The sequence below is a fragment of the Azospirillum argentinense genome, from assembly GCF_000632475.1.
Taxonomy (GTDB): Bacteria; Pseudomonadota; Alphaproteobacteria; order Azospirillales; family Azospirillaceae; genus Azospirillum; species Azospirillum baldaniorum.
On sequence record NZ_CP007796.1, the window covers coordinates 331,076 to 353,744 of the forward strand.

Annotated in this window: 23 protein-coding genes and 3 pseudogenes; 13 read left to right on the forward strand and 13 right to left on the reverse strand. The window is 67.3% G+C overall.

Annotated features, from left to right (window positions below):
• Window positions 1-6: 6 nt before the first annotated feature.
• On the forward strand, window positions 7-723 hold the full coding sequence (locus ABAZ39_RS27745; RefSeq protein WP_247881790.1) for a TetR/AcrR family transcriptional regulator: 717 nt from the start codon (window positions 7-9) through the stop codon (window positions 721-723).
• A gap of 45 nt (window positions 724-768) precedes the next feature.
• Here the strand turns inward: ABAZ39_RS27745 and ABAZ39_RS27750 are convergent, their stop codons facing one another.
• From ABAZ39_RS27750 to ABAZ39_RS27785, 8 genes and pseudogenes are all read right to left on the reverse strand, one after another.
• Window positions 769-1,992: an NnrS family protein gene (locus tag ABAZ39_RS27750; protein ID WP_257722230.1), complete on the reverse strand. Its 1,224-nt coding sequence runs from the start codon at window positions 1,990-1,992 to the stop codon at window positions 769-771.
• Entirely contained in the window at window positions 1,986-3,200 is a 1,215-nt protein-coding gene (locus tag ABAZ39_RS27755) for an NnrS family protein (protein ID WP_051658640.1), read from the reverse strand. The genes ABAZ39_RS27750 and ABAZ39_RS27755 overlap by 7 nt, the downstream gene beginning before the upstream one ends.
• On the reverse strand, window positions 3,197-3,970 hold the full coding sequence (locus tag ABAZ39_RS27760; RefSeq protein WP_051658641.1) for an ABC transporter ATP-binding protein: 774 nt from the start codon (window positions 3,968-3,970) through the stop codon (window positions 3,197-3,199). Before ABAZ39_RS27760 ends, ABAZ39_RS27755 begins: the two co-directional genes overlap by 4 nt.
• 21 nt (window positions 3,971-3,991) lie before the next feature.
• On the reverse strand, window positions 3,992-4,858 hold the full coding sequence (locus ABAZ39_RS27765; protein WP_247881791.1) for a TonB-dependent receptor domain-containing protein: 867 nt from the start codon (window positions 4,856-4,858) through the stop codon (window positions 3,992-3,994).
• Between the two features lie 111 nt (window positions 4,859-4,969).
• Window positions 4,970-5,874 (reverse strand): annotated as a pseudogene (locus tag ABAZ39_RS27770) (IS3 family transposase).
• Window positions 5,875-5,973: 99 nt separating this feature from the next.
• Window positions 5,974-6,267, reverse strand: a complete 294-nt coding sequence (locus ABAZ39_RS27775; protein WP_040137522.1) for a GYD domain-containing protein — start codon at window positions 6,265-6,267, stop codon at window positions 5,974-5,976.
• Window positions 6,268-6,306: 39 nt separating this feature from the next.
• On the reverse strand, window positions 6,307-6,975 hold the full coding sequence (locus ABAZ39_RS27780; RefSeq protein WP_040137523.1) for a hypothetical protein: 669 nt from the start codon (window positions 6,973-6,975) through the stop codon (window positions 6,307-6,309).
• Entirely contained in the window at window positions 6,972-8,372 is a 1,401-nt protein-coding gene (locus ABAZ39_RS27785) for a selenium-binding family protein (RefSeq protein WP_040137524.1), read from the reverse strand. The genes ABAZ39_RS27780 and ABAZ39_RS27785 overlap by 4 nt, the downstream gene beginning before the upstream one ends.
• Window positions 8,373-8,713: 341 nt before the next feature.
• Here ABAZ39_RS27785 and ABAZ39_RS27790 point away from each other — a divergent pair, with 341 nt between their 5' ends.
• Together ABAZ39_RS27790 and ABAZ39_RS27795 are read left to right on the forward strand one after the other, a co-directional pair.
• Window positions 8,714-9,106, forward strand: a complete 393-nt coding sequence (locus ABAZ39_RS27790; RefSeq protein WP_040137525.1) for a nuclear transport factor 2 family protein — start codon at window positions 8,714-8,716, stop codon at window positions 9,104-9,106.
• A 273-nt stretch (window positions 9,107-9,379) separates the two neighbouring features.
• Window positions 9,380-9,604 (forward strand): hypothetical protein, encoded by a 225-nt coding sequence (locus ABAZ39_RS27795; protein ID WP_040137526.1) that lies wholly within the window; start codon window positions 9,380-9,382, stop codon window positions 9,602-9,604.
• A gap of 139 nt (window positions 9,605-9,743) precedes the next feature.
• On the opposite strand, the gene ABAZ39_RS37795 is transcribed toward ABAZ39_RS27795, so the two are convergent.
• On the reverse strand, window positions 9,744-10,046 hold the full coding sequence (locus ABAZ39_RS37795) for a class I SAM-dependent methyltransferase (protein ID WP_160174870.1): 303 nt from the start codon (window positions 10,044-10,046) through the stop codon (window positions 9,744-9,746).
• Between ABAZ39_RS37795 and ABAZ39_RS36665 the strand changes: the two genes are divergently transcribed.
• The 7 genes from ABAZ39_RS36665 to istB all read left to right on the forward strand — a co-directional run bounded on the left by ABAZ39_RS36665 (window position 9,945) and on the right by istB (window position 14,075).
• Window positions 9,945-10,643, forward strand: coding sequence for a hypothetical protein (locus tag ABAZ39_RS36665; protein ID WP_144243655.1), 699 nt, complete (start codon window positions 9,945-9,947; stop codon window positions 10,641-10,643). The genes ABAZ39_RS37795 and ABAZ39_RS36665 overlap by 102 nt on opposite strands.
• Window positions 10,644-10,715: 72 nt before the next feature.
• The gene (locus ABAZ39_RS36330) at window positions 10,716-10,883 is read left to right on the forward strand and encodes a hypothetical protein (protein ID WP_160174871.1); all 168 of its coding nucleotides are present in this window, start codon (window positions 10,716-10,718) and stop codon (window positions 10,881-10,883) included.
• A 75-nt stretch (window positions 10,884-10,958) separates the two neighbouring features.
• Window positions 10,959-11,621, forward strand: a complete 663-nt coding sequence (locus ABAZ39_RS27810; RefSeq protein ID WP_144243656.1) for a hypothetical protein — start codon at window positions 10,959-10,961, stop codon at window positions 11,619-11,621.
• Between the two features lie 31 nt (window positions 11,622-11,652).
• Window positions 11,653-12,681 carry a phage portal protein family protein gene (locus tag ABAZ39_RS33505; RefSeq protein ID WP_051658643.1) on the forward strand — a complete coding sequence of 343 codons (1,029 nt, stop codon included), beginning with the start codon at window positions 11,653-11,655 and terminating at the stop codon, window positions 12,679-12,681.
• A 243-nt stretch (window positions 12,682-12,924) separates the two neighbouring features.
• Window positions 12,925-13,137 (forward strand): hypothetical protein, encoded by a 213-nt coding sequence (locus ABAZ39_RS35900; protein ID WP_103041808.1) that lies wholly within the window; start codon window positions 12,925-12,927, stop codon window positions 13,135-13,137.
• 72 nt (window positions 13,138-13,209) lie between these two features.
• Complete coding sequence (locus ABAZ39_RS35160; protein WP_247881771.1) at window positions 13,210-13,338, forward strand: helix-turn-helix domain-containing protein; 129 nt, start codon at window positions 13,210-13,212, stop codon at window positions 13,336-13,338.
• The gene (gene istB / locus ABAZ39_RS27820; RefSeq protein ID WP_051658644.1) at window positions 13,293-14,075 is read left to right on the forward strand and encodes an IS21-like element helper ATPase IstB; all 783 of its coding nucleotides are present in this window, start codon (window positions 13,293-13,295) and stop codon (window positions 14,073-14,075) included. The genes ABAZ39_RS35160 and istB overlap by 46 nt, the downstream gene beginning before the upstream one ends.
• A 533-nt stretch (window positions 14,076-14,608) precedes the next feature.
• Here the strand turns inward: istB and ABAZ39_RS27825 are convergent.
• Window positions 14,609-15,830, reverse strand: a pseudogene (locus ABAZ39_RS27825) (IS256 family transposase).
• A gap of 467 nt (window positions 15,831-16,297) precedes the next feature.
• Here ABAZ39_RS27825 and ABAZ39_RS27830 point away from each other — a divergent pair.
• The 3 genes and pseudogenes from ABAZ39_RS27830 to ABAZ39_RS27845 all read left to right on the forward strand — a co-directional run bounded on the left by ABAZ39_RS27830 (window position 16,298) and on the right by ABAZ39_RS27845 (window position 18,050).
• Entirely contained in the window at window positions 16,298-16,546 is a 249-nt protein-coding gene (locus tag ABAZ39_RS27830; RefSeq protein ID WP_051658645.1) for a transcriptional coactivator p15/PC4 family protein, read from the forward strand.
• A gap of 41 nt (window positions 16,547-16,587) precedes the next feature.
• Entirely contained in the window at window positions 16,588-16,779 is a 192-nt protein-coding gene (locus ABAZ39_RS27835) for a hypothetical protein (RefSeq protein ID WP_040137530.1), read from the forward strand.
• Between the two features lie 100 nt (window positions 16,780-16,879).
• Window positions 16,880-18,050, forward strand: a pseudogene (locus ABAZ39_RS27845) (IS3 family transposase).
• Between the two features lie 95 nt (window positions 18,051-18,145).
• Here ABAZ39_RS27845 and ABAZ39_RS27855 read toward each other — a convergent pair.
• The 3 genes from ABAZ39_RS27855 to ABAZ39_RS27865 all read right to left on the reverse strand — a co-directional run bounded on the left by ABAZ39_RS27855 (window position 18,146) and on the right by ABAZ39_RS27865 (window position 22,620).
• Entirely contained in the window at window positions 18,146-19,168 is a 1,023-nt protein-coding gene (locus ABAZ39_RS27855; RefSeq protein WP_247881772.1) for a class I SAM-dependent methyltransferase, read from the reverse strand.
• A gap of 5 nt (window positions 19,169-19,173) precedes the next feature.
• The gene (locus tag ABAZ39_RS27860) at window positions 19,174-21,291 is read right to left on the reverse strand and encodes a TonB-dependent receptor (protein WP_051658646.1); all 2,118 of its coding nucleotides are present in this window, start codon (window positions 21,289-21,291) and stop codon (window positions 19,174-19,176) included.
• 102 nt (window positions 21,292-21,393) lie between these two features.
• Window positions 21,394-22,620: an MFS transporter gene (locus ABAZ39_RS27865; RefSeq protein WP_051658647.1), complete on the reverse strand. Its 1,227-nt coding sequence runs from the start codon at window positions 22,618-22,620 to the stop codon at window positions 21,394-21,396.
• Window positions 22,621-22,669 lie beyond the last annotated feature (49 nt).

Sequence of the window (22,669 nt, forward strand, 5' to 3'; positions counted from 1 at the left end):
GAGGGTGTGGATGAACCGGGAAGCGAGCCCGCGTGCGGCGAAGGCTCCGCTCCGCTGTTCTTCGAAGAGGTGCTCGCGATGTGGAGCCGGGACCGGACGCGCCCGAAACGGGAGCGGACGCGCTACATGCTGCTCTCGATCGTCGCCCGCCATCTTCGCACGTTTCCGGGAAAGCTGATGACCGTCGAGGCGCTGCTCGACGAAGCCGGGTTGTCCCGGGGCACGTTCTATAATCACTTCAAGGATATGGACGAGTGCGCGGCCGTCCTCGTCACCCTGTTCTTCGAGCATGTGACGTATCGGCGCTCCGCAACCCGGGGGCCGAGGAGCAGTTACGATGCGATCCTGGACGCCAACACGGTCTATTGCCGCGCTTACGAGGCGAACGCGGGTGTCTACAGCCTGTTCTCCGAACTCGCCACGCGTGACCCGGAGGTGCTGCGCATGCGCGAACGCATGAATTCCGAGTGGGTCGAGCGCATCATAGCGGTGGTCGCCCGCCGCCGCGGCCATCCCTTCACCGAGGAAGAGCGCGGTAAATTCGAAGGCGTGCTGAGATTGATGATCGCGATGACGATCGAAAGCCTTCGCGAGCGCTTCGTCCATGGCGACGCGCTGCTGTGCCGGTCGTTCCCCACCGCCGACAGCTTGGCAAAAGCCCTGTCGGACCAGTGGCACAAGGCGATGGCGGATTTCGACTGTCCCGCCACCGACGCCACATGAGCCCCTGCCCAAGCCGGGCACCGGTTTCCCTCTCCGGACGGACTCTCAGTCCGGTGTCGCCGGCCGCACGGCCCCGCTCGCCCTGCGGCCTGACATCCGCCCATGAAGCAGCGCGAACGTCAGGAAGGCGGCAATCCACAAGGCACCCGCCAGCGGAATCAGCAGCATCGTGCGCTGCGGGTCGAGCGCGGCGGCGATCCGCGCGCAGGCCGCCGCCACCACGGCGAGGTGGATGCCGGTCGTCAGCCGGGAGGCCGTGGGCGCAGCCCCGCTGTGGCCGGCGGCGGTCCGCACCATCACCGTCAGGGCCATGCCGCCAATGGCGCCCATGGTCCAGGCGTGGAGCGCCGCGGCGTTGAAGGCCGTACCACCGCCCAGCGAGGCCCCGGCCGTCAGCAGGAACCCGGCCGGGATGAAGGCGTAGGAAACACGCAGGACGGCCACGGATCGCCCGGATGGCGCGTGACGCGGTCGCCACCGCGCGAGTCGCGCCGCCTGCGTTAATCCGGCGGCCAGCAGCAGGGTGCCGGACAGGTGTTCGTTCAAAATGCCCTCGTCCTGAACGATCCAGATCCCGAGGGCAAGCAGACCGAGCCCCATCGCCACCCCGTCGATGCGGGAGGAGGGAACTTGCGGATGGGAGGGGCCGTACGCCTTCCGCCAACCTCCGGCGATGCCCGGCATGATCCCGGCCTCCAGCACGGTCCAGGCCAGGAGCGCCGCCACCGCGAGGCGCGTGCCGTGAACACTTCGCCCGAAGCGCCACAGCTCCCAATGGAACAGGCCCTGCGCGCCGACCAGGATGGCAAGGACGGCGAGGACCGTCAGGTTGCGGCCGTTTCTCGTCAGAAGGAATTCCCGTCCGGCCACAGCGACGAGGGGCACCGGGAACAGCGGGGCAAGCAGAGCGATGGTCAGCGGCTCCAGCGCCGCCGATCCGGCTAGGCCCAGCCGCCCGACGATCCAGACGGCCAACAGCATGGTCAGCGGCCAGCCGCCCGGAGGCGGATGACCGGTCCGGTTCGGCGCCGCCGTCAGCAGAACGCCAGCGATGATGGCCGGCACGACGCCGAACAGAAACTCGTGCGCGTGCCAGGAGGGGGGTGAGAGCGGCATCTCCGGACTGATGAGGCCGAGGAACCACGGCACCGAGACGGCGGCCAGCACTGCTGCATGGAGCGCTCCGAGGAGGAGGAAAGGGCCGCCGCCGGCTTTGGAGGGGGAGGGGAGATTTATCGGGGTTCGCCGGTCTCGCCGCGGGATCAGCACACGGCGGCCTCCTCTACGCGGGGCCGCGACAGGAAGGGCCAATAGACCTTGAGCCAGGATAAGAAGGCCGCCGCCCAGAGCAGCGCCGCCAGCGCGTGGGGCAGTCCCGGCGGCGCCGGCAGGACACCCAGCTCCGGCAGGACCCGCAGGACCACGGCCCCGATCAGCAGCGCAACGGCCAGACGCGCCGCCGCTGGAAGGGGAAAGGTCCGGCCGGTGTGGAACAGCCCGGCAATGGCGAAGACCGCCAGCACGCCGAGGCCCAGCCCGCCCATCAGCACCAGATGCAGCGCCGGCGTTTCGGCGAACCCGGCCCCCAGCCGGGAAGCGCCGACCAGCAGCAGACCGGCGCCCGCCATCAGGCTCGACCCGGCCAGGACCAGGATCTCCGCGCGGAAGACGGCGCGTCCGATGAAGGACTCCGCGACCCGGTCGAGAAAGGCGGCCCCGGCGGCGATGAAGAGATAGGCGCTCACCGCGGGCGACAGCCCGGCGATCTCCCCGGCCAGGGCGATGGCGACCAGACCGGGCGCCAGATTGAGGCGTCCCGGATGGGGCCGGTAGGGCGAACTGCCCTGGCTGGGGTCGAGGACGAGATTCGTGACGGGCACCGAAATGCGCGCCAGAACGAGCCCGAGCAGCCCGAGCAGCACCAGACCGGCGGCGTGCAGCCCGGCCTGCGCCCGTTCCACGTCACCGATGACGAACGCGGCGTGAACCACGGCACCGCACACCGCGAGCGCGCTCAGCCAGAGGAGAACGCCGACCAGCCGGACCGTGCGCTTGCGCCAGGACACCGCCGCGACGTAGACGGGCAGGGCGGCGAGCCACGCCGTGTCGGCCACCGCGGCGACGACGGCCGCGCCGTCGGCACCGGTCAGCCCGGCGACCCGTCCGATCCCCCACAGCGCCGCCAGCGCGAAGAGGGCGCGCCCCTGAAGCCGCCGGCTGTCGGTCCATTCCGGGATGGCCGTGGTGATGAAGCCGAGCACCGCCGCGCCGAAGGAACCGAACAGCATCTCGTGCGCGTGCCACAGTCCCGGCGGGATCGCGCCGTCGAAGGGCAGGGCGAAGCCGTTGACCACCGCCCACAGCAGCGGCCACAGAGCGGCGTGCAGGGCCGACAGCGGGAAGAACAGCCGCAGCCCCTCGTCGCCGAGGATGACGGCGAGGGTCGGCGCGCGGGCGGCTCGGATCGCGTCCGTCATGGCGTCCGCCTTTCGTCGATGTCGTGGATGTGGCGGAACAGCGGGTCGTCGGTCAGAAATCCGGCGACCAGCCGGTAGACGGTGCCGTCGTCGCGCCCGCCCGGTTCGCCGGGAACGGTGCGCGTCCCGGCGATGCCGCGCCCCTGCGCGTCCATGACCACGACGTGGTGGGCGATGCGCACCGCCTCCATCAGGTCGTGGGTGATGAACAGGGCGCCGAACCGCGCCCCGCGCGCCGCCTCGATCACCAGATTCTGCATGCGGCGCTTCAGCGCGACGTCGAGCGCGGTGAAGGGCTCGTCGAAATAGATGAAGTCGGGGTCGATCGCCAGCGCCCGCGCGATGGCCGCGCGCTGGCGCATGCCGCCCGACAGCTCGACGGGGTATTTGTCGAGGTCGGCGCGGTCGAGCGCCACCCGCTTTGCTGCCTCCTCCGCCCGCTCCCGCCGTTCGCGGCGGGGCAGGCCGAGCAGGCGCAGCGGGTAGGCGATGTTGGCCCGCGCCGTCGCCCAGGGCAGCAGGCGCGGGTCCTGGAACACCATGCCGTGGCGGCGGTAGCGCCGGGCGACGCGGCCCCGCGACGGCTCGACCACCCCGGCGGCGATGTGCGCCAGCGTGCTCTTGCCGCAGCCCGAGGGGCCGACGAGCGCCGCCACCTCGCCCGCCGCCAGCGACAGGTCCACGGCGTCGAGCACCGTGCGGCCGAGATAGGCGTGGCCGATGCCGGACAGCGTCAGGGAGGGGGCGGCGCCCGTCGTTTCCAGGGGCATGGCAGGGTGCCTTTCCGATTTTTAGAAGCTGACCTTCAGGCCGGCGTAGAAGGCCCGCCCGTCGCCCGGCAGATAGACCGCCTGGGTGGGCGACGCCTGATCGACGATCAGGGTCGAGGAGGCGTAGGTCGCGTCGAAGATGTTGCGCGTCTCGCCATAGACGCTGACACGCTTGTTGATGGCGTAGGTGCTGCGCAGGTCGACGGTGGCGTAGCCGTCGGTGTAGACGCTGTTCATGTTGTCCACGGGGGTCCTGCCGGGATACCAGTCCACCTCCGCACCCACCGACCACGCGCCGCTGATGTCGTAGCGCGCCGAGGCGTTGATGACGTGGCGCGGCGCGCCGGCCAAACGGTTGTCGCCGCGCACCGGGTCGTCCTGGAAGCGGAAGTCTTGGAAGGTGTAGGCGATCCGGCCGCTCAGCCGCTCGGTGAGGAAGGCCGACAGCCCGAGATCGACGCCGAAATGCCGCGTCCGGTCGGCGTTCACCGCGCCGAGCGAGGCCCCGCTGGCGTCGCGCAGGCTCAACAGCTCGTTCTTGACCCAGGAGTAATAGGTCCCGGCATCGACCGCGACGACCCCGAAACGGCCGCGCCAGCCCGCCTCGACGGTGGTCGCCGTCTGCGCCTCGAGGTCCGGTGTGCGGTAGGCGGTGGAGACGAGGCCGGGCTGGGCCGGGTTCGGGCGCCCCGCGCTGCTGTTCGGCGTGCCGTTGACGGTGGCGATCAGGTCGTCGTGGGTCGGCGGCTCGAAGCTGCGGCTGACCGCGGCGTAGAGGGTGTGGTCCTCCAGCGGCTTCCAGGTCAGGCCGAGGCTGGGGCTGAACCCAGTGTAGCTGCGGTCGTAGCTGGTATCGCCGGCGGGGATCGAACCGGCGGGCAGTGCCACCCGCGGGTTGGCCGGGTTGAAAGCGATGGTCGGCCGCCGCGCCGCGCCGAAGGTGTCGTCGTTCTCGCGCGTGGCGTGGGTTGAGCTTCCCCTGAAGCAGTGGACAGCGGGTTATGCGGCCTGTCGCTCGGCCTGCTCAGGGGTGATGTAGCCAATCGCCGAGTGCAGGCGTTGGCGATTGTAGTAGCCTTCGATGTAGCCGAACAGGTCCCGCTTGGCGTCCTCACGGGTCGCGTACCGGTGATGGTGGACGAGTTCCGATTTCAGGCTCCCGAAGAAGCTTTCCATCGGCGCGTTGTCCCAGCAGTTCCCCTTGCGGCTCATCGACGGGGTGATGCCGTGGCTTTTCAAGGCCTTGCGGTAGGCCGCCGAGGCGTATTGGCATCCGCGGTCGGAAGGGTGCAGAAGGCCGGGGGCCGGCCGCGGGCGCTGGAGGGCCATGGTGAGCGCCGCCAGCGGCAATTCGGTGCGCAGATGATCGCGCATCGCCCACCCAATCGCCTTGCGGCTGAACAGATCCAGCACCACTGCCAGGTACAGCCAGCCCTCGTCGGTTGGCACGTAGGTGATGTCGGCGAGCCAGACCTGGTTCGGAGCGGTGGGAGTGAAGTTGCGGTCCAAGAGGTTGGGGGCGATCGGCAGAGAGTGATTGCTGTCGGTGGTGCAGACCCGGAAGGCCCGGGGACGCTGGGCGCGAAGACCATGACGGTGCATGAGGCGTTCGACACGCCCCCGGCTGACGGTCCGGCCCTGTGCCCGCAGGGCGGCATGGATGCGAGGCGCTCCATAGCGCTCGCGGTGATCGTGATCGCCGGCGGCCAGGGGGGCGGCGCTTGCCTGGTGGGGAGCTGCGCCGGCCCCCCTGGCCCGGAAACGCGCCGCCGCCACGTGCGCAGCATCGACGGCTGGATGCCCAAGTCCTTGGCAACATGCTCCAGGGGCCGGCCACTGCTTTCCAACAGGGCCACGGCTTCCCGCTTGAACTCGTCCGTGAAGAAGCGCCGTTTCGTCGTCATGTCCACCTCTCCGCTCCCCGCGGGAGCTTAACAAAGGTGTCCACCGATTCGGAGGAGGCTCATACCGGTCCGAGCTTGCGGGAAGAAGCGGCTTTCTTTTTACCCAAGAGAACCGATGATCTCGCGATATGCCCGTTCGGGGAACGCTTTGAGCGTCTTGGTACGCACGTTGCCAAACCCACCGAGCAACAGCATGAACCGCGCAGCAACAGCATCGTCCGGGGCCTCATACACGGCGATGAGATCGTACTCTCCCATGGTCATGTAAATGGCTTGAAATTCCCCACCCATCTCCTTGAGCGCTGCCTTTGCCGTGTCCAGCCTCTTGGGTGATTCCCTGACGTTGCGAAGCCCCTGATCCGTCCAGTTCGCCAGCAAAACATACGTTGTCATCACGTGCCTCCCGTCTTCCGTTGGCCGCGCCGAAGGTAGTCACCCCAGCAGCAGTAGAGCCGCCCCCGTGCCGATCAGGGTACCCGCCCACAGCAGATCGAAATTCACCCAGCCGCGGCGCAGGATGCCCAGCCCCACGGTCTCAAAGATCACCAGCCCCATGATAGCGATCACCGCCAGCATGGCCGCCATATGCACCAGGACCACAGCCAGACCAACCGCCGCCGAGCCAAGCGCGGCAATCATGCCCGTCATCTCGGCCCCTGGTCCACACAGCGACAGCGCCATCAGCTGTGCTGGGGCGAGCAGACCCAGCAACAGGGGCAGGATCATCAGCCCGGCGCCGTGCGCCGATGCCATCAGAAAGGACCACAGGGTCAGCCCGGCAAAACCGGTCTGCATGCCGACCCGCACCCGATGACGGTAACCACGCACCAGCCGATAGGCGCCGAAGCTGATCAACACGATCACCGTGGTCGGTTTCACGAGGTCGGACGCGGTGACCAGATGGGCCGTGGCAAAGCCGATCACCACCAGCAGCACCGACAGGGCATGGCCCAGCGCGATCGGCGGCAGCGCTTTGATCACCGCCCCGCGGCGGCCTTCCTGCAGACCCAACGCGACGGCGAAGAGCCACCCCATGGCCGGGTTGACCCCGTGGAAGGCGCCGAGACCAATCAGCGCCAACCACTGCCAGAGGTCACTCATGGATAGCAGTACGAGTCCGAGGACGCATCACCGCCTTCCAGCCGGATTTGGTGCCCGCGGAACCCGTCCTCGAAGCGCAGGAAGAACCGCTCGTCGATGTTCAGGCCGCCGTCCGGGGTGGCGTCGAGCTTGACCATCCAGCTCTTGATGCCCTCGGGATAGAATTGCTCATCCCAGCTCCGGTACAGCGAGTTGGTGAAGTAGACCCGTTTGCCGTCACGGCTGACCTCGACCATCTGCGGGCCGCCGTTGAGGTCGCCTTCAGCGCTTGGATGTCGGCTGCGCCCGACGATCCCGCCCAACCGGACCGAGCCGGTCAGTTTGGGGCGGAAGGGGTCAGAGACGTCGTAGCGTTGCATCTCACCGGTTCCCCAGCACGACACGTACAGCCAACGGTCATCCAGTGACAGGTCGATGTCGGTGACCAGCGGCGGCACCGCCTTGAAACCTTTGAGCATGGGCGGCAGCTGATCCGGATCGGCCGGTTCAGCCGGGATGTCGATGACCTTCTGCATCGCCCACTGTCCGCCGTCGCGATGCCACAGCCAGATCGACGAGGAGAGATCCGTCAGATTGACCACAGCGTTCATGAAGCCGTGCGCCTTGGTCGGATCGTGTGCTGGGCGCAACTCCAGTGCCAGCTGATACTCCGGACCCAAATCGATGGTCTGCCGATGCCGACGGCGGTGCAAGTCCCAGAAGTGGACTCGGCGACCGTACTTCGCACCCAGCAGAAGATCCGGGTTGAGGCCGTCCTCGATCATGTCCGGCGTACCCCATTCGCTGGTGATCATCGTATCCTGGCCGAGGTGCCACCAGACATCGTAAGAGAGGAACTGCGGCCCGCGGTCGATTTCCCATTGGCCGAGCACGTCGAACGTCTCATGGTCGATAAGAAATACACCGCCCGGCCCACCGCCATTGCCCTCACCGTTGCCGAGCGCGCTGACATAGATGCCCTCAGGACCGCAATGCAGGGTGTGGGGGCGGGAATAGTTGGCGCGGGCGGCCAGCTGCTCCGGCTCGATCACCTTGACGATCTTTGGATGGGCTGGGTCTGGCTTGGTGTCCACGATGTGAATGCGCGAAGACCGCAGCCCCGGTATGATGAGGTAGCGGCGCTCGACGTGCGGATGAGGCGCGTAAGGGCACAAAGCGGAACTGCAGGCGTTCCAGCCGAAATGGTGCAGCTCGTCACCAACATTTGGCATGTCGAGGCGGCTGATGATCCGGCCGTAACCCGAAGAGCCGGGATCGACGTCAACGACACCGAGGGCATCCGGGCGGGCGATGGTGTCCGTGTTCAACATCGCCACATAGGCCAGCCGCTCCGGGGGAGCTTTCATCGCCATACGTGGAGATGGATAGAAGCTGGGATCGGGGGTCCAAGTGGCCATGGAAGAACCTCTCAAGTCGCCACGCGCCTAACAAGGAGGGTATCGCGACACAGAGGTTCGTGATGCGAAGGAAAGGGGCTTGTCGGTTCTTCCATAAGTGGGTTTGGTCACCCCTATTTTGGTTCAAAATAATTGGGATAAAGGCACGGTGATCAGGTGGCGCCGGAACTCTGGCGCGTCTTATGCGCCATTCACATCCATTGGCCCCACGCCGATGGCCTGATCTGCGGTCTCCGTGACCGCGAGGACGGCCTTTCTATACCCATCCGCGCTGCGGACTTCCCGCATCCAGAGGCGTATTCTGACACCTCCGCACCTTAACTTTTCCATGGATGGGTGCCATGACCACGTCGGCAGCCAAAACCTTCGATTTTGATGACCTGAAACGAGCCATCGAAGATAGCGATGCCGACACGCTGGTCCAGTTTTATGCCGATGATGCCGAGATGATCATCGTCGATCGCAACCGTCCGCCCAGCTCGCCGATGACGTTGTCGGGCAAGGAGGCGATTGCGGCATTCTGGCGTGATGTCTGCTCCAGGAACATGACGCATCGCGTCGGCCGAGAGGTCGTTGGGGCGGACCGTGCGGCCTTCGTCGAAGAGTGCGCCTATCCTGACGGCTGCCACGTGATATCGTCGATGACCCTCGACCTGCGGGATGGTCGGATCGCGAAGCACCTCACCGTCCAAGCATGGGACGAGGTCAGCTGCGCAACAGGGCGAGCCTCCTGAAGCTCTCTCCCATGCTATCGAGGCGGGGGCAATGACGCAGCATTTCTGAATTCTACACGACTCACTTTGAATCGCATAAAATGCATTTTGGACTCGCAAAGCGTGTTGACCACGCGCCGCGAAATGACGTATCGAACTCCTGACGGGCGTAGTGTGCCCGCCCAAAATTCATCCCCTCCAGACTCCAAGTCTGTTTCGCCCCGCTGGCCGTCTTTGGCCGCTGGCTGAAACAGCGCTGTCCGCGCCGGACCACTTCCGCCAGGGACAACACAAATGCCTGATCATCACGGCGCCGAAACCGGCGCCGCTGTAACGCCGCTCGACCTCATGGCCGAGGGCGAGGCCAAGGCGTTGGCCACCCGCATCGAAGGCCGCTGGCACCGCCTCGGCCAGTCCACGGTGAAGGTCTGGGCGGAGGCCGTCGATCCCAGCAGCCGCCCCGTGGTCTGGGTGATCCAAAGCAATCTGGTCAACGGCCTGCCGCCGGCCCGCCAGTAGGCCAGCGTTAAAGCGGATTGCAATCCGCTTTGGACCGCGACGGCGGTCCCGGTCGCACATGCGACCGGAGCCCGCCGGCGAATGAGGCGATAAGAGTCTAAAGCGAACGGAAGTTCGCTTTAGGATCTGGCCAGTTTCCTCACTCCAGGAGTGCGTGCCATGCTGTAATCGGACGGGCGCTTTCCGAAACGCTGAAGGATCGCAGAGCCCGGCTGGTCGCCATCGAGGCGGCTGCGGAAACCTTCCCGGCGAGCGTCAATCTCCACAGCACGGTGGCGGGATAGCCGGTCGCCGCTTCGCACTTGTCGAAGACGATGAGGGCGCCACCGGGCTTGATCCGTTGCCGCAGCTTCTGGACGAACGTTGCCCGGCGGGACACCGGCAGGAACATCAGCAGGAGGAAGCAAACACCGAGGTCGAAGGGCTCGAAGTCGAACGCCATGGCATCGGCCTGGATGACCTCCCCAGGCCCGTCATATCGGACGACCATTCAGACGCAACCATCCGCGCCGGAAGCGCCGAGGCCGCTGGACGCGGCGCCCGATCCGACACCACCCATTCAGCCCGCCGCACCGGAATCGATCCCAGGGGGGCGACCAGCGGGGCTCCAGATTTTCGCACCCACGTCATCGCGGGAGAGCGAGCCAAATTCGACGCCACCAGCCTGACGATTGCAAAGACTCTCCAGGCAGAAGTAGCGATGGCAATCCAGCGCTCACGGAAGCCGGCGGCGGGGAAGAAGGACGCGCAGCCGCTGTCGCCGAAAGACCTGTTGAGCCTCGCCGGGACGCTGGAGCGGGCGCAGCGCATCGGGCGGCTGGCGCTGGGTCAGACCACCGACAACCAGGGCCTCAGTTCGCCGGACGGAACACCGGTGAAGGTGGATGCGGAGATGAGCGTCGATGTCCGAAACTCCGGTTACGACAAGCTCCCTCCGTCCGAGCTTGCACGCCTCTATGCTGAGGCGATTAGCGCTTGCCCAAAGGACGGCGCGGGACAGGAAGCTCCAGGTGCTCACAAAGGCGCACCTCGCCTATAACGTCGTCGATTTCGTCAACGATTGGTGCTGGACCTACGACCCTCGCGAGATTGGGAAGGAGAAGTCCCCTTCATGCCGTTCGACCTGTTCCCGAAGCAGGTCGAGTTCCTGTGGTGGCTCCAGGAATGCGTCGAGAATGGGGATGAATGGCTCGTCGAGAAGTGCCGTGATGCCGGGGCGTCCTACCTGACGGTTGCGTTCTGCGTGCACCGCTGGCTGCTTCAAGGCGACGTTCGGTAGCCGTGTCGAGGATGCAAGCTCGGGAAACTGCTGGGCGACCGGCTGGAGCGCTGGACATCGCCAGCGGCGCCGGGCGTGGCCGGGATGGACGTCGGCGGCGGCGGCAAAGGCAAGACGGTGCTGGTGATCCGCAAGGGGCCGGTGGTCAGGACGCCGAAATCCTGGAACACGCCGGACAACATCACGACGACGCACGCCGCGCTCGATGAGACGCGCCGGGCTGGCGCCAGGGTGATGAACTACGATCCCATCGGTGTCGGCAACACCGTCACCAGCACGTTGAACCATGCCAACACGGACGGGCTGAAGGTTCACCCGATCAACGTGGGCAATCCACCGAGCGACGCGGAGTGGCCGGACGGACGGAAGGCGAAGGAGATGTTCGCCAACCTGAAGGCGGAACTCTGGTGGACGGTGCGCTGCGCCTTCCAGCGCTCCCATGAACTGCTGCTGTTCCTGGAAGGGCAGGAGGGTGGCTGCGACCACCCCCTTGAGGACATCATCGTCCTGCCGGACAGCAAAGAACTCACCGGCCAGCTCCCAGTACCAAAATGGCTGAAGAACGAGAAAGGGCGGATTGGCATCGAGTCCAAGCTGTCCCTGGCCCGGCGCGGCATCCCGTCGCCCGACTTCGCGGAAGCGCTGGTGCTGACCTACGCGCCAGAACCGATCGAGGACTTCGTGATGCCGTCCGTCGCGCCCGTGTTCGGCGGCCGTGGCGCCGGCCTGCTGTCGTAACCCACCCACCTGCACCAGATAGAGCCTGCCGATGTCCGATGACCAGATCACCAAGGCCGCGGGCTCGAACGCGGGGAGCGCTTCCGGCCTGAGCCTGCTGACCGAGGTTGGCCGCGGCGGTCTCCGCCACTGGGGCGGCTACATTTACGATGATGAGGACCCGCAGCTCCGTGGTCTCCAGGCCATCCGGAAATACCGGGAGATGACCAAGGACCCGACCATCGCGGCGATGCTGTTCGCGCTGACGGCGCTGTTCCGGTCGGTGTCCTGGCGCATCGAGGCGAGCGGCGACACGCCGGCGTACCGCGAAGCACGCGACTTCGTGGAAGGGGTGCTGTTCGAGGACATGGAGCACACCTGGGAGGACTTCGTTGCGGACGCTGTGACGATGTTCCCCTACGGGTTTGCGCCGTTCGAGATGGTGTATCGGAAGCGCACCGGGACGCCGAAGGGCGCCGACCCGCTGGCTGGTAGCCAGTACAAGGACGGCAAGATCGGGCTGCGGAAGATCGCGCTGCGCTCTCAGGACACCATGCAGCGGTGGTGGTTCGATCAGGAATCCGACGACCTGCTCGGCCTTTACCAGCTCGACCCGGTGCGGGGCCGGGAGGTGCAGATCCCCATGGAGCGCCTGGTGCTGATCCGCACCACCGCGAACCGCGGCAACCCGGAAGGCAAGTCGATCCTGGAGCCTGCGGTGCGGCCCTACATGGCGCTGCGCATGTTCGAGAACGCGGAGGCCTCCGTCGCGGTACGGGCCGGCGGCATCGTGACGCTGGAAATCCCGGTTGGCGACTCAATGACGCGACGAAGCGGGCATCATGGGAGCAGCTTGCCAAGGAGATGGCGGACGACCGCGCCGGCTTCATTCTCCTGCCGACGATCGTCGACAAGGAAGGCAAGAAGGTCGACGCCTACAAGGTCGGCTACACCGTGGCGGATGGCCGCCGCAGCGGCGACTTTTCCCCTATCATCGGCCGGAAGAAGCAGGAGATGGCGTCGGTGGCACTGGCGGACTTCATTCTCCTCGGCCACAACAATGCGGATGAAGTCATCGTAAGGCTCTGAAACTAAATCATAAAGTCTACTTTTTGGCCCCCGAAAGGGGGCTCTTTTTTTGCGACAAGGCAAATCGGAGAAATCCGTGTCGTTACAAAGCGTTACGGCGCATCCACTCGACAACGCCGCGACATGGACGCGACAACGGCGCGACAAGAGCGGCCCCATTCGGAGCCGCCAAACACCGATCTTGGTGGCCGGTAGGCACCGGCCCCGTGTCCTTCACAGCACCGGGAGATACGACATGACGAAGCAACAGGCGGCCGATGGCGGGGCGCTGGTCTGGGGGCTGGGCAGCATCGCCAAGCACCTTGGCGTCACGAAGCGACAGGCCCACTACCAGCACGAAAAGGGCAACCTACCGACGTTCAAGCCGCCGGGCACGAACAGGATCGCCGCTCTGTCAGGCGACACGTCAAACTGCCCCCCTGGCGACACGAGGAATTGCCCCCCTTGAGAGAAGGGGACTTGAGAGATGCCGAGCTTGAACGAGGCTTTTCCGCGGGGCTGTGAACCGCGGAGGGACGTGATGAAGGCGCCGGATGACGTGTCGGCGATGCTGAAGCTGAAGGCGTTGGGCTGGGGCGTGAAGCGGATCTCGGCGGAACTGGGCTGCTCCAAGCACACGGTGAAGCGGTGGCTGGGTCTGGGCGCGTGACGGCCTTGCGCGACCAGCTCGACAGCCTGATCGACGAGGCCGGGCGGCGGGAACTGACGATCCGCGAGGCCCTGGCGCTGTTCTGCGAGCGGGAGATCGCCCGGCGCGACCAGCGCCGCATCGACATGGGCTTCGGACTGGCCCGCTTCCCCTTCGTGCGCGACTTGGCCGGCTTCGACTTCGCCGCCCAGCCGTCGCTCGACAAGGCGCAGATCCGGGAGATCGCGTCGGGGCGCTTCATCGCCAACGGCGAGGCGGTGCTGTTTCTTGGACCACCGGGGGTGGGCAAGACGCATCTGGCAGTGGCCATCGGGCGGGAGGCCATCGTGGCCGGCTACTCGGTGCTGTTCAGCCCGGCAACGACGCTGGTGGCCCAGCTCGCCAAGGCCCACGCCGACGGCCGGCTGGAGGAACGGTTACTGCAGTACGCCAAGCCCAAGCTGCTGATCGTCGATGAGCTGGGCTACCTGCCCTTCGAGCCGGACGCCGCGCATCTGTTCTTCCAGCTCGTCAGCCGCCGCTACGAGAAGGGGGCAATGTTGGTGACCTCCAACCGGGCCGTGGGGGAATGGGGCAGCGTCTTCGGCGATCCGGTGGTGGCCACCGCGATCCTCGACCGGCTGCTCCACCACAGCCATGTTGTCACCATCCGCGGTGACAGCTATCGACTGCGCGAAAAGCGCCGCAGCGGGCTTTTGCAGAAGCCCGCTGCGGCGCCTCAACCGACCACCGCCTGAGCGGCGCAACCGGGGGGCAGCTCCTCGTGTCGCCAGGGGGGCAGTTCGGGATGTCGTTTGACACGCTCGCAGGGACAGCCTCGATGCCTTGGTGCGTCAATGGGAGTCCGCCGGCCGCACTGACCGGGGGGAAGGCGATGAATGAGCCGCAAGCCCGCGAGCTTCCGCCTCAAAGACGTGAACAGCCCGCCGGAACCATTCGTTTGGATTTCGGCTGAGCTTAACGTCTCCCCGGCGTGGCGCGCTCGGTCCATCAACTGTGTGCGCCTGATCGAGTTTTTGCAGAAGGAGCATATGGCCCACGGCGGCAAGGAGAACGGCAACCTCGCGGCACCCTATGACCAGCTTCAGGCATGGGGGATCGGGCGCCGCTTGATCCGTCCGACCATTGAGGAGGCGGAGGCCCTGGGGCTGATTGCGGTGCGCCGGGGCGGGAAGCGCAACGCGGTGGAGGATCATGTCAGCCGCTACCGGTTGACCTTCTACCCCTCGGGAGTGTCCGGAATTTCGTGCTCGGCAGGGCGGGTTGAATATCAAGCGTTCATCGCCTTTGCGAACCGCTCACCGAAGATGACGGCCATCTGCGCCTTGGCGGCCGTCCATTCGCGCGGCGGCATCTTCCAGTCTTTCTCGGCGCGGTTCAAGACGAGAAACAGGAGCTTCAGGGCAGCCTCGTCATTGGCGAAGTGGCCCCTGGCGCGCACCGCCCGGTGCAGCTTCGAGTTCAAAGCCTCGATGGCATTGGTGGTGTAGAGGATGCGCCGGACCTCGCGGGGAAAGGCGAAGAAGGGAATGACCTCCTGCCACGCCCGCCGCCACGCCTTGCCGATGGCCGCGTACTTTTCGCCCCAGGGTCCGTCCTCGAAGGCGGTCAGGGCCGCCTCGGCGGCCTTGTCGTCGACGGCGTCGTAGACCGTCCTCAGCGCGGCGGCGATGGCCTTGCGGTCCTTCCAGGACGCAAACCCCATGCTGTGGCGCAACAGGTGGACGATGCAGGTCTGGACGATGGTTTNCGGGATAGACGGCGGCGATCGCCTCGGGAAAGCCCCTCAGCCCGTCGACCACGGCCAGCAGGATGTCCTCGAGGCCCCGGTTCCTCAGCTCGTTCAGCACGCGCAGCCAGAACTTGGCGCCTTCGTTCTGCTCGATCCACAGGCCCAGCACCTCCTTGACGCCGTCGGCGCGCACGCCGATGGCCACATGGATGGCCTTGTTGCGCACCAGGCCTTCGTCCCGGATCTTGACCCGGATGGTATCCAGGAACACCAGCGGGTAGATCGCCTCCAGGGGCCGGTTCTGCCAGGTCGTCACCTCCTCGATCACCGCGTCCGTCACCGTGGAGATCAGGTCGGCGGAAACCTCGATGCCGTAGAGCTCCCGCAGGTGTCCCGTGATCTCCCGTGTCGACATGCCCCGCGTGTACATCGAGATGATCTTCTCGTCGAAGCCAGGGAACCGCCGCTGGTACTTGGCGATCAGCGTCGGGTCGAACGTTCCCGTCCGGTCGCGTGGAATGGACAGGTCCATCGACCCGCCCTCGGTCAGCACCGTCTTGCGGCCATAGCCGTTGCGACGGTTGCCGCTCTCGTCACCGGCAAGGTGATGATCCAGTTCCGCCTTCAGCGCCCGCTCCGTCAGCGCCTTCTTCAACTGGTCGAGCAAACCGTTCGGATCGAACGCCGTCTTGGCGTCAGCACCAGCCAGAAGCTGGTCGAGGATCGCGTCCGGGATAGCGGGCTCTTTGCGTCGTGCCATGCAGGGGCTCCTTTCGCTTCAGGATAACCCTGCCGAACACGAAATTCCGGATACTCCCTACCCCTCCCGAATCGTGCCCGCGGACGGGCTCCCACATTGGGAAGCGCCGACCGACGAATGGAAGCGCATCACGCCCGAGATGGCCGAAGAAGCCACCTGCCGGGCCTCCTCGAAAATTAGGGTCTCAGGTTCACCTTCGTGAACCGTCTCAGTTCACCTTCGTGAACTCCCTCAGTTCACCTTCGTGAACTTTTGACGGGCGGAAACCCAGCAAATCCGCCACCTGGGTAAAGTTCACCTTCGTGCACTCCTTCTAATATCTTGGGTGTATCCCCCGAGAAATCGGCACCTGCCGAATCACCACCACCACCCGCCGCCGACAGGCGGCGCACTCGGAACCGGCCCTGGTCCTGACGACCTCCGCCGCCGGCCCGGCCTTCATCCCTTCACATCTGGAGCACAGCGCCATGTCGAATTCCGACACGGACACCATCGTCGCGACCATCCCGAAGAACGCAACGGAAGAACTGCGCGTCACCCTGACCAGCTACAACGGTCACCCGCTCGTGGATCTGCGGCTGTTCACCGAATATCGCAGCACGGGCGAAATCGGCCCGACACGGAAGGGCCTCACGGTCTCGGTGGCGCTGCTGCCGCAGATCATCGCCGGCCTTCAGGATGCGGAAGCTGAAGCCCGGCAACGTGGGTTGCTCTGATCGCCCTTCGCCGCCCTTTCATCGCAAATCTGGGAATCACCATGAAGACGAACGAGCATGCCTTCGCCCTCCGCCACCTTCAGCAGTTCGTGGCGCAGGCGTACCCCATGGACCAGCACTTGCAAACCGCCGTACAGCGCTGTCTCGACACCTTGCCGCCGGAACCGTCCGAACCCGCCACTCTGTCGGTCGCGCCCTGCTACGGCCTCCGCGCGTCGCCGTGGCTGGATTGAGGGAGGCCCAACCATGCTGCCCCCTATCGTCATCGAGCTGAGCCTCCTCCGAATCGGTGGACACCTTTGTTAAGCTCCCGCGGGGAGCGGAGAGGTGGACATGACGACGAAACGGCGCTTCTTCACGGACGAGTTCAAGCGGGAAGCCGTGGCCCTGTTGGAAAGCAGTGGCCGGCCCCTGGAGCATGTTGCCAAGGACTTGGGCATCCAGCCGTCGATGCTGCGCACGTGGCGGCGGCGCGTTTCCGGGCCAGGGGGGCCGGCGCAGCTCCCCACCAGGCAAGCGCCGGCCCCCCTGGCCGCCGGCGATCAATCGGCGGAAATCGCGCGCCTGAAACGCGAACTGGATCGCGTCCGCATGGAGCGAGACATATTAAAGAAAACTGTGAGCATTTTCTCGGAGCCTCTGAAATGAGGTTCCGGATCGTTGAGGATTGCCGCGACGAATACCCGGTCCGGGTGCTCTGCGATGCGCTCGGCGTGTCGCCGTCCGGCTACTATGCTTGGCGCACGCGACCGGAGAGCCCGCGTCAGGCGGCGAACCGGCAATTGCTCGATGACATCCGGCGGCTTCACGCCGATCACCGCGAGCGCTATGGAGCGCCGCGCATCCATGCCGCCCTGCGGGCACAGGGCCGGACCGTCAGCCGGGGGCGTGTCGAACGCCTCATGCACCGTCATGGTCTTCGCGCCCAGCGTCCCCGGGCCTTCCGGGTCTGCACCACCGACAGCAATCACGCTCTGCCGATCGCCCCCAACCTCCTGGACCGCAACTTCACTCCCACCGCTCCGAACCAGGTCTGGCTCACCGACATCACCTACGTGCCAACCGACGAGGGCTGGCTGTACCTGGCAGTGGTGCTGAATCTGTTCAGCCGCAAGGCGATTGGGTGGGCGATGCGCGATCATCTGCGCACCGAATTGCCGCTGGCGGCGCTCACCATGGCCCTCCAGCGCCAGCGGCCGGCCCCGGCCTTCTGCACCCTTCCGACCGCGGATGCCAATACGCCTCGGCGGCCTACCGCAAGGCCTTGAAAAGCCACGGCATTACCCCGTCGATGAGCCGCAAGGGGAACTGCTGGGACAACGCGCCGATGGAAAGCTTCTTCGGGAGCCTGAAATCGGAACTCGTCCACCATCACCGGTACGCGACCCGTGAGGACGCCAAGCGGGACCTGTTCGGCTACATCGAAGGCTACTACAATCGCCAACGCCTGCACTCGGCGATTGGCTACATCACCCCTGAGCAGGCCGAGCGACAGGCCGCATAACCCGCTGTCCACTGCTTCAGGGGAAGCTCAACCACTCTCGCGCGGGAAGCTCGGATTTCTGATCCATCCGATCGTCGGGGTGCGCCGCCGACCACTCAGTCCCGCCCGCAATCCAACCTGAACGGACCGAAGGCGGTGGTGATGTCCCGGCTTTCCACCCGCGCGAAGCCCGCAGCGGACAGCGCTGCGGCGATGGCTCCCCGGTCGAACGAGCGGTCCTGACCCCGCAGGGCCGCCACCAGCCGCCCGACGACATGAGTTTCCGGTCGCGTGCGCTCCGCCGTCAGCCCCTCGTGCAGGCTGACGAAGACGCCGCCCGGCGCCAGCGCCCGCCGGACCTTCGCCAGCAGCGCGACGAGATCGCGGGCGTAATAGAGGGTCAGCGACGCCCAGATCACATCGTACCCGCCGCCCAGGTCCGCGTCGTTGAAGTCGCCGGCGATCACCGCGACGCGCTGGCCCGCCGGTCCGGCAACCGCCAACCGCCCGGAGATCCGAGCGGCCATCGGCGGCAGGTCGACCAATGCCACCCTCATGTCCGGCCGCCGCTCCGCGACCGCCAGCGCCAGCGTCTCCGATCCGGCCCCGATGTCGAGGAAGCTCCGGGCGGAGGGCCATTCCGGCAGATCGTCCAGCACGGCCGCCATCGCCGCCGTTCCCATGCCGCGATGGAAGGCGCGCAGGCTGAAGGCCGAGCGGTCCCAGAACTCCGGTGCCGCCATGTCGAGAGGGGCGTCGCCGGTCTCCGCGCGCAGCAGCGCCGACACGTCGCTGTGGCGCACCCGGGGCAGGGTGGTGAGCAGGTCGCGCAGGCTCCGCTCGCCATCGGAAAGCAGATAGGGCGCGGCCTCATCCGTCAGGCGGTAGCGGCCCTCGCTCTTGGACAGAAGATCCATCGCCGTCAGCGCGTCGAGCACATGGCCGAGCCGTCCAGCGTCCAGGGACAGGCTGGCCGCCAGGTCCGCCGCCGTCGCGGGCTCCGCCAGCCGGTCGAACAGGCCGAACTCCAACCCCGCCGCCAGAAGCTGCCAGCGCAGCGGGGCCTGGATCAGGTCGAACAGCCGGGCCGGGAGCGGGGCGTTGCGCGTTGCAGGGTGTTCAGGGGGATGCATGGTCATGGCCATCACCACACCGCCTTGACGCGCAGGCCGACCTCGCGCGCCGCCCCGTCCTCCGCCAGCACGCCGAGCGGCGCCCGCACGGCACGGGCGTAGACGTTGCGGTTGAACAGGTTGCTGGCCCACACCCCCAGTTCCACCGCGGCGAAGCGGTAACCGACCTGGGCATCGACCAGGGCGAAGGCCGATTGCCGCAGCGTGTTCTCCGAATCGAAGTGGTAGGGACCGGAGCCGTTCACGCCCACCTGCCCGAACCAGCCCCTCTCCCCCTCGTCATAGCCCACGCCCAGCGCGTAGGTGGCGTGCGCCGCCATGGGCAGGCGGTTGCCCGACAGGTCGGCGGGGACCAGCGCGCCGTTGCGGCTGACATTGACGGTGTAGGAGGTCGCCTTGGCCCGTTGCAGACCGCCGCTGCCGAACAGCGTCCAATGCGCGCTCAGCCGTCCGGTCAACGACAGTTCGGCGCCGACGATCTCGGCCTCAGCGGCGTTGCTGACCTTCTGGGTGCCGCCGGGCACCAGATCGACGATCTGCTTGTCGGTCGTGCGCGTGTGGAAGACCGCCAGCCCGGCCTCGCCGCGACCGGCGGCGAAGCGGCCCTTGACGCCGGCCTCGGCGGTCCAGCTGTACTCGGGCGCGTAGGTCAGCGTGCCGCGGTTCGCCGCTGTGCCGTAATTGTAGCCGCCGGGCAGATAGCCACGCGCGTAGGAGGCGTAGACGGTCGCGTCCGGTCCGGCTTCGTAGGACAGACTGACGCGCGGCAACAGCGTCGTGTGGTGGAGATCCTGCCCGTAGGCGGAGCGCCCGGCCGGGCTGGAGAGCGTCTGATAGCCGCTCTGGCTGATCCATTCGAGTCTGCCGCCCAGCCCGAAGCGCAGGGCGTCGGTCAGGCCGACCTCCACCTGTCCGAAGCCGGCCAACCCGGTCTGGTCGATGGTGGTCTCGCGGCGGACGCGCGGGGTGCCGATCTTGAAATCCAGATCCGTCCATTCCCGGTGGGCATAGAACCCGGCCAGCCAGCGCAGCCGCGCCTGCGGATCGGCGGACGTCAGGCGGATCTCCTGCGACAGCGCGTCATCGCGATGGGTCGACAGGGTCGGCAGGGTGGCGAGCGGCGAGCCGTCGAGATCCATCTGGAAATCGCGCTTGTAATGGGTCCAGCCGGTGACGCTCGTCAAGTCGAGCCCGTCTCCGCGGTGGTCGATCCGCAAGGACTGCACGGCGCTGGTGGAATCGTCCCAGGAGGGGGTGTTGTAGTTGGTGATGAAGCGGCCGGTGGCGTAGGGGCCCGACAGATAGCGCATCCGCGCCTTGCCCAGTTCAGCCCGCTCGACGACGCTTTTCAGGCGGACGTCGGTGTCGTCGTCGGGCCGCGCCTCCAGGCCGCCGGACAGGGTCCAGCGGCCGGTCTCGGTGCCATTCTTCGATCCGTCGAAGCGGTTGAGGCCGGTGCCCCGGGCGTCCTCCGCGCGGAAGGCCAGCGAGCCGGCCAGCGTGTCATCCTTCAACGGCCCGGACACCCGCCCGGCCGCCGTGACGGTGGGGCGCCAGCCATCGGGGCCGTCCTGAAAGCCGGTGTAGAGGCTGCCCCACCCCGAGGACGTCCAGTCGGGATCGGCGGTGGCGGCCTTGATGGCGCCGGCCTCGGTGTTGCGCCCGTATAGGCTGCCCTGCGGCCCCTTGAGGACCTCCAACGCCGCGGGGTCCGGGAGCCGGGGCGCCTGGGTGGCGCCGTGCGGCAGGGCGACGTCGTTCACGAAGAACCCCAACGGGTCCTGGAGGGCGGTGTTGGCGCTGGTCATGCCGCGCAGGACGATCCGCGTCTGGACCGTCGACTGCTCGATCTGGACGTTGGGCGTGCGCTTGGCGACGGCCGCCGGCAATCCCCCCGACAGCGGATTGTCCAGTTCCTGCGGGGTCAGCACCTCGACCGATCCGGGTGTGCGCTGGACATCCTCCTTCCACTGCCGGGCCTCGACCGTCAGCGGAGGCAGTTCGACGGGGGCGGTTGCGACGATGCCCGGCGGATCGGCCGCCAGCACCGGACCGGCCATCGCCAGAAGGAGCGGAGCGGAGGGAAGAAGGCGTGCGTGCGGCGGCGCGCGGAAGGTCGGGTGGGGCATGGAAAAGGCTTTCCTCGCTGAAATCCGCGGCGAGGCTAGAGGAAGCGCCCGGGACGGTCGCCCAATCGCCGAACGCTTCCCATCATCGGGCGAACGGGCCGGTCAGCGCCGGGCGAACGCCAGCGCGCACACCGCGCACAGGATCGCGGCCGCCGCCCAATAGGGCGCCACTGGCGAGAGCTGGTGCAGCGCCGCGCCCAGCAGCGGGCCGGCGGCCATGCCCAGCCCCTGACCGATGCCGTTGAGGCCGGCGGTCCGGGCCTGCGCGTCCGTTGCCGTGCGCAAGCTGAGCATGGCGAGATTGCCCGGCAGCAGCAGGCCCAGACCGCCGCCCAGTCCGGCCATCGCCGCCATCAGAAGGGCGGGCGAGGGCGCCAGCGCCGCCGCCCCCATGGCGAGCGCCGCGATGCCGGCTCCGGCGCGCAGCAGGCGGATGGGGGACCAGTCCAGCCAACGCACCGCCAGCCCCTGCGTCGCCACCATCACCGCCATGGTGAGCGCGAGGATCGCGCCGCCGCGCTGGACCGAGTCCACCGGGGGCAGGCCGAAGCTGTCCTGCAGGCGCAGCGCCGTGACCTGCTGCAGCAGGCTGTAGGCCGTCAGCCCGCACAGCGTGATCACCAGGAAAGGGCGGATGTCCGCCAGACGGGGCCATCCCCCCGCCGGGGCCGCGGCCGGGCCGTCCGGCCGCGCCGCTCCACGGTCCGGCTCTCCGACGCGGAGCCAGACCGCCAGCGTTCCGGCGGCGATCAGCGCGGCGATGATCAGCAGCGCCGCGATGGGATCGGTCCCTCCCACCCGCCAGGCGAAGGCCCCGCCGAGGATGGCGCCCATCCCGAAGGCGGCGCCCATCATTCCCATGCCGCCGGCCCGCCGATCGGCGCTGGTCAGGTCGGCGAGGACGGCCTGGGCGGCCGGCATGATCCCGGCCGACAGGGCCGACTGGACCAGCCGTGCGGCCAGCAGCAGGGCGAACACCGCCTCGCCCGACAAGGCACCATCGGCGTGGCCGGCCAGGATCGAGGCCATCGCCACGGGAAACAGGGCGGCAGCGCCCAACCCGGCTACCAGGACGCGGCGCCGGCCCCAGCGGTCGCAGACGTGCCCCCAGGCCGGTCCGGCGACGACCAGCAGCAGGGCGGAGAGGCTGAGCAGCAGCCCGGTCCGCACGTCTCCGAAGCCGAGACCGCGTCCAAGCGGCGGAAGAACGATCAGCAGGAACGAGTGGCCGGCGCCGTTCGCCAGCAAGCCGCCGAGCAGGGCGGCCATGGTGGATGTCTTGCGGTCGGTCGGCTTGCGGGCCGGCTTTGCGGTCGTCGCGTTCGTCATGGGGGGTCCGGAGCCGGGGGAGGGCCGGCCACCCTACGCCCGCCGTTCC

Bases quoted from the DNA above. Each gene is read 5' to 3' on its own strand.
- ABAZ39_RS27755 (WP_051658640.1), bottom strand. From the start codon at position 3,200: ATGACGGACGCGATCCGAGCCGCCCGCGCGCCGACCCTCGCCGTCATC.
- ABAZ39_RS27760 (WP_051658641.1), bottom strand. From the start codon at position 3,970: ATGCCCCTGGAAACGACGGGCGCCGCCCCCTCCCTGACGCTGTCCGGC.
- ABAZ39_RS27775 (WP_040137522.1), bottom strand. From the start codon at position 6,267: ATGACAACGTATGTTTTGCTGGCGAACTGGACGGATCAGGGGCTTCGC.
- ABAZ39_RS27780 (WP_040137523.1), bottom strand. From the start codon at position 6,975: ATGAGTGACCTCTGGCAGTGGTTGGCGCTGATTGGTCTCGGCGCCTTC.
- ABAZ39_RS27785 (WP_040137524.1), bottom strand. From the start codon at position 8,372: ATGGCCACTTGGACCCCCGATCCCAGCTTCTATCCATCTCCACGTATG.
- ABAZ39_RS27790 (WP_040137525.1), top strand. From the start codon at position 8,714: ATGACCACGTCGGCAGCCAAAACCTTCGATTTTGATGACCTGAAACGA.
- ABAZ39_RS27795 (WP_040137526.1), top strand. From the start codon at position 9,380: ATGCCTGATCATCACGGCGCCGAAACCGGCGCCGCTGTAACGCCGCTC.
- ABAZ39_RS37795 (WP_160174870.1), bottom strand. From the start codon at position 10,046: ATGGCGTTCGACTTCGAGCCCTTCGACCTCGGTGTTTGCTTCCTCCTG.
- ABAZ39_RS36330 (WP_160174871.1), top strand. From the start codon at position 10,716: ATGCCGTTCGACCTGTTCCCGAAGCAGGTCGAGTTCCTGTGGTGGCTC.
- ABAZ39_RS33505 (WP_051658643.1), top strand. From the start codon at position 11,653: ATGTCCGATGACCAGATCACCAAGGCCGCGGGCTCGAACGCGGGGAGC.
- ABAZ39_RS35900 (WP_103041808.1), top strand. From the start codon at position 12,925: ATGACGAAGCAACAGGCGGCCGATGGCGGGGCGCTGGTCTGGGGGCTG.
- ABAZ39_RS35160 (WP_247881771.1), top strand. From the start codon at position 13,210: ATGAAGGCGCCGGATGACGTGTCGGCGATGCTGAAGCTGAAGGCGTTG.
- ABAZ39_RS27830 (WP_051658645.1), top strand. From the start codon at position 16,298: ATGTCGAATTCCGACACGGACACCATCGTCGCGACCATCCCGAAGAAC.
- ABAZ39_RS27835 (WP_040137530.1), top strand. From the start codon at position 16,588: ATGAAGACGAACGAGCATGCCTTCGCCCTCCGCCACCTTCAGCAGTTC.
- ABAZ39_RS27855 (WP_247881772.1), bottom strand. From the start codon at position 19,168: ATGACCATGCATCCCCCTGAACACCCTGCAACGCGCAACGCCCCGCTC.
- ABAZ39_RS27860 (WP_051658646.1), bottom strand. From the start codon at position 21,291: ATGCCCCACCCGACCTTCCGCGCGCCGCCGCACGCACGCCTTCTTCCC.
- ABAZ39_RS27865 (WP_051658647.1), bottom strand. From the start codon at position 22,620: ATGACGAACGCGACGACCGCAAAGCCGGCCCGCAAGCCGACCGACCGC.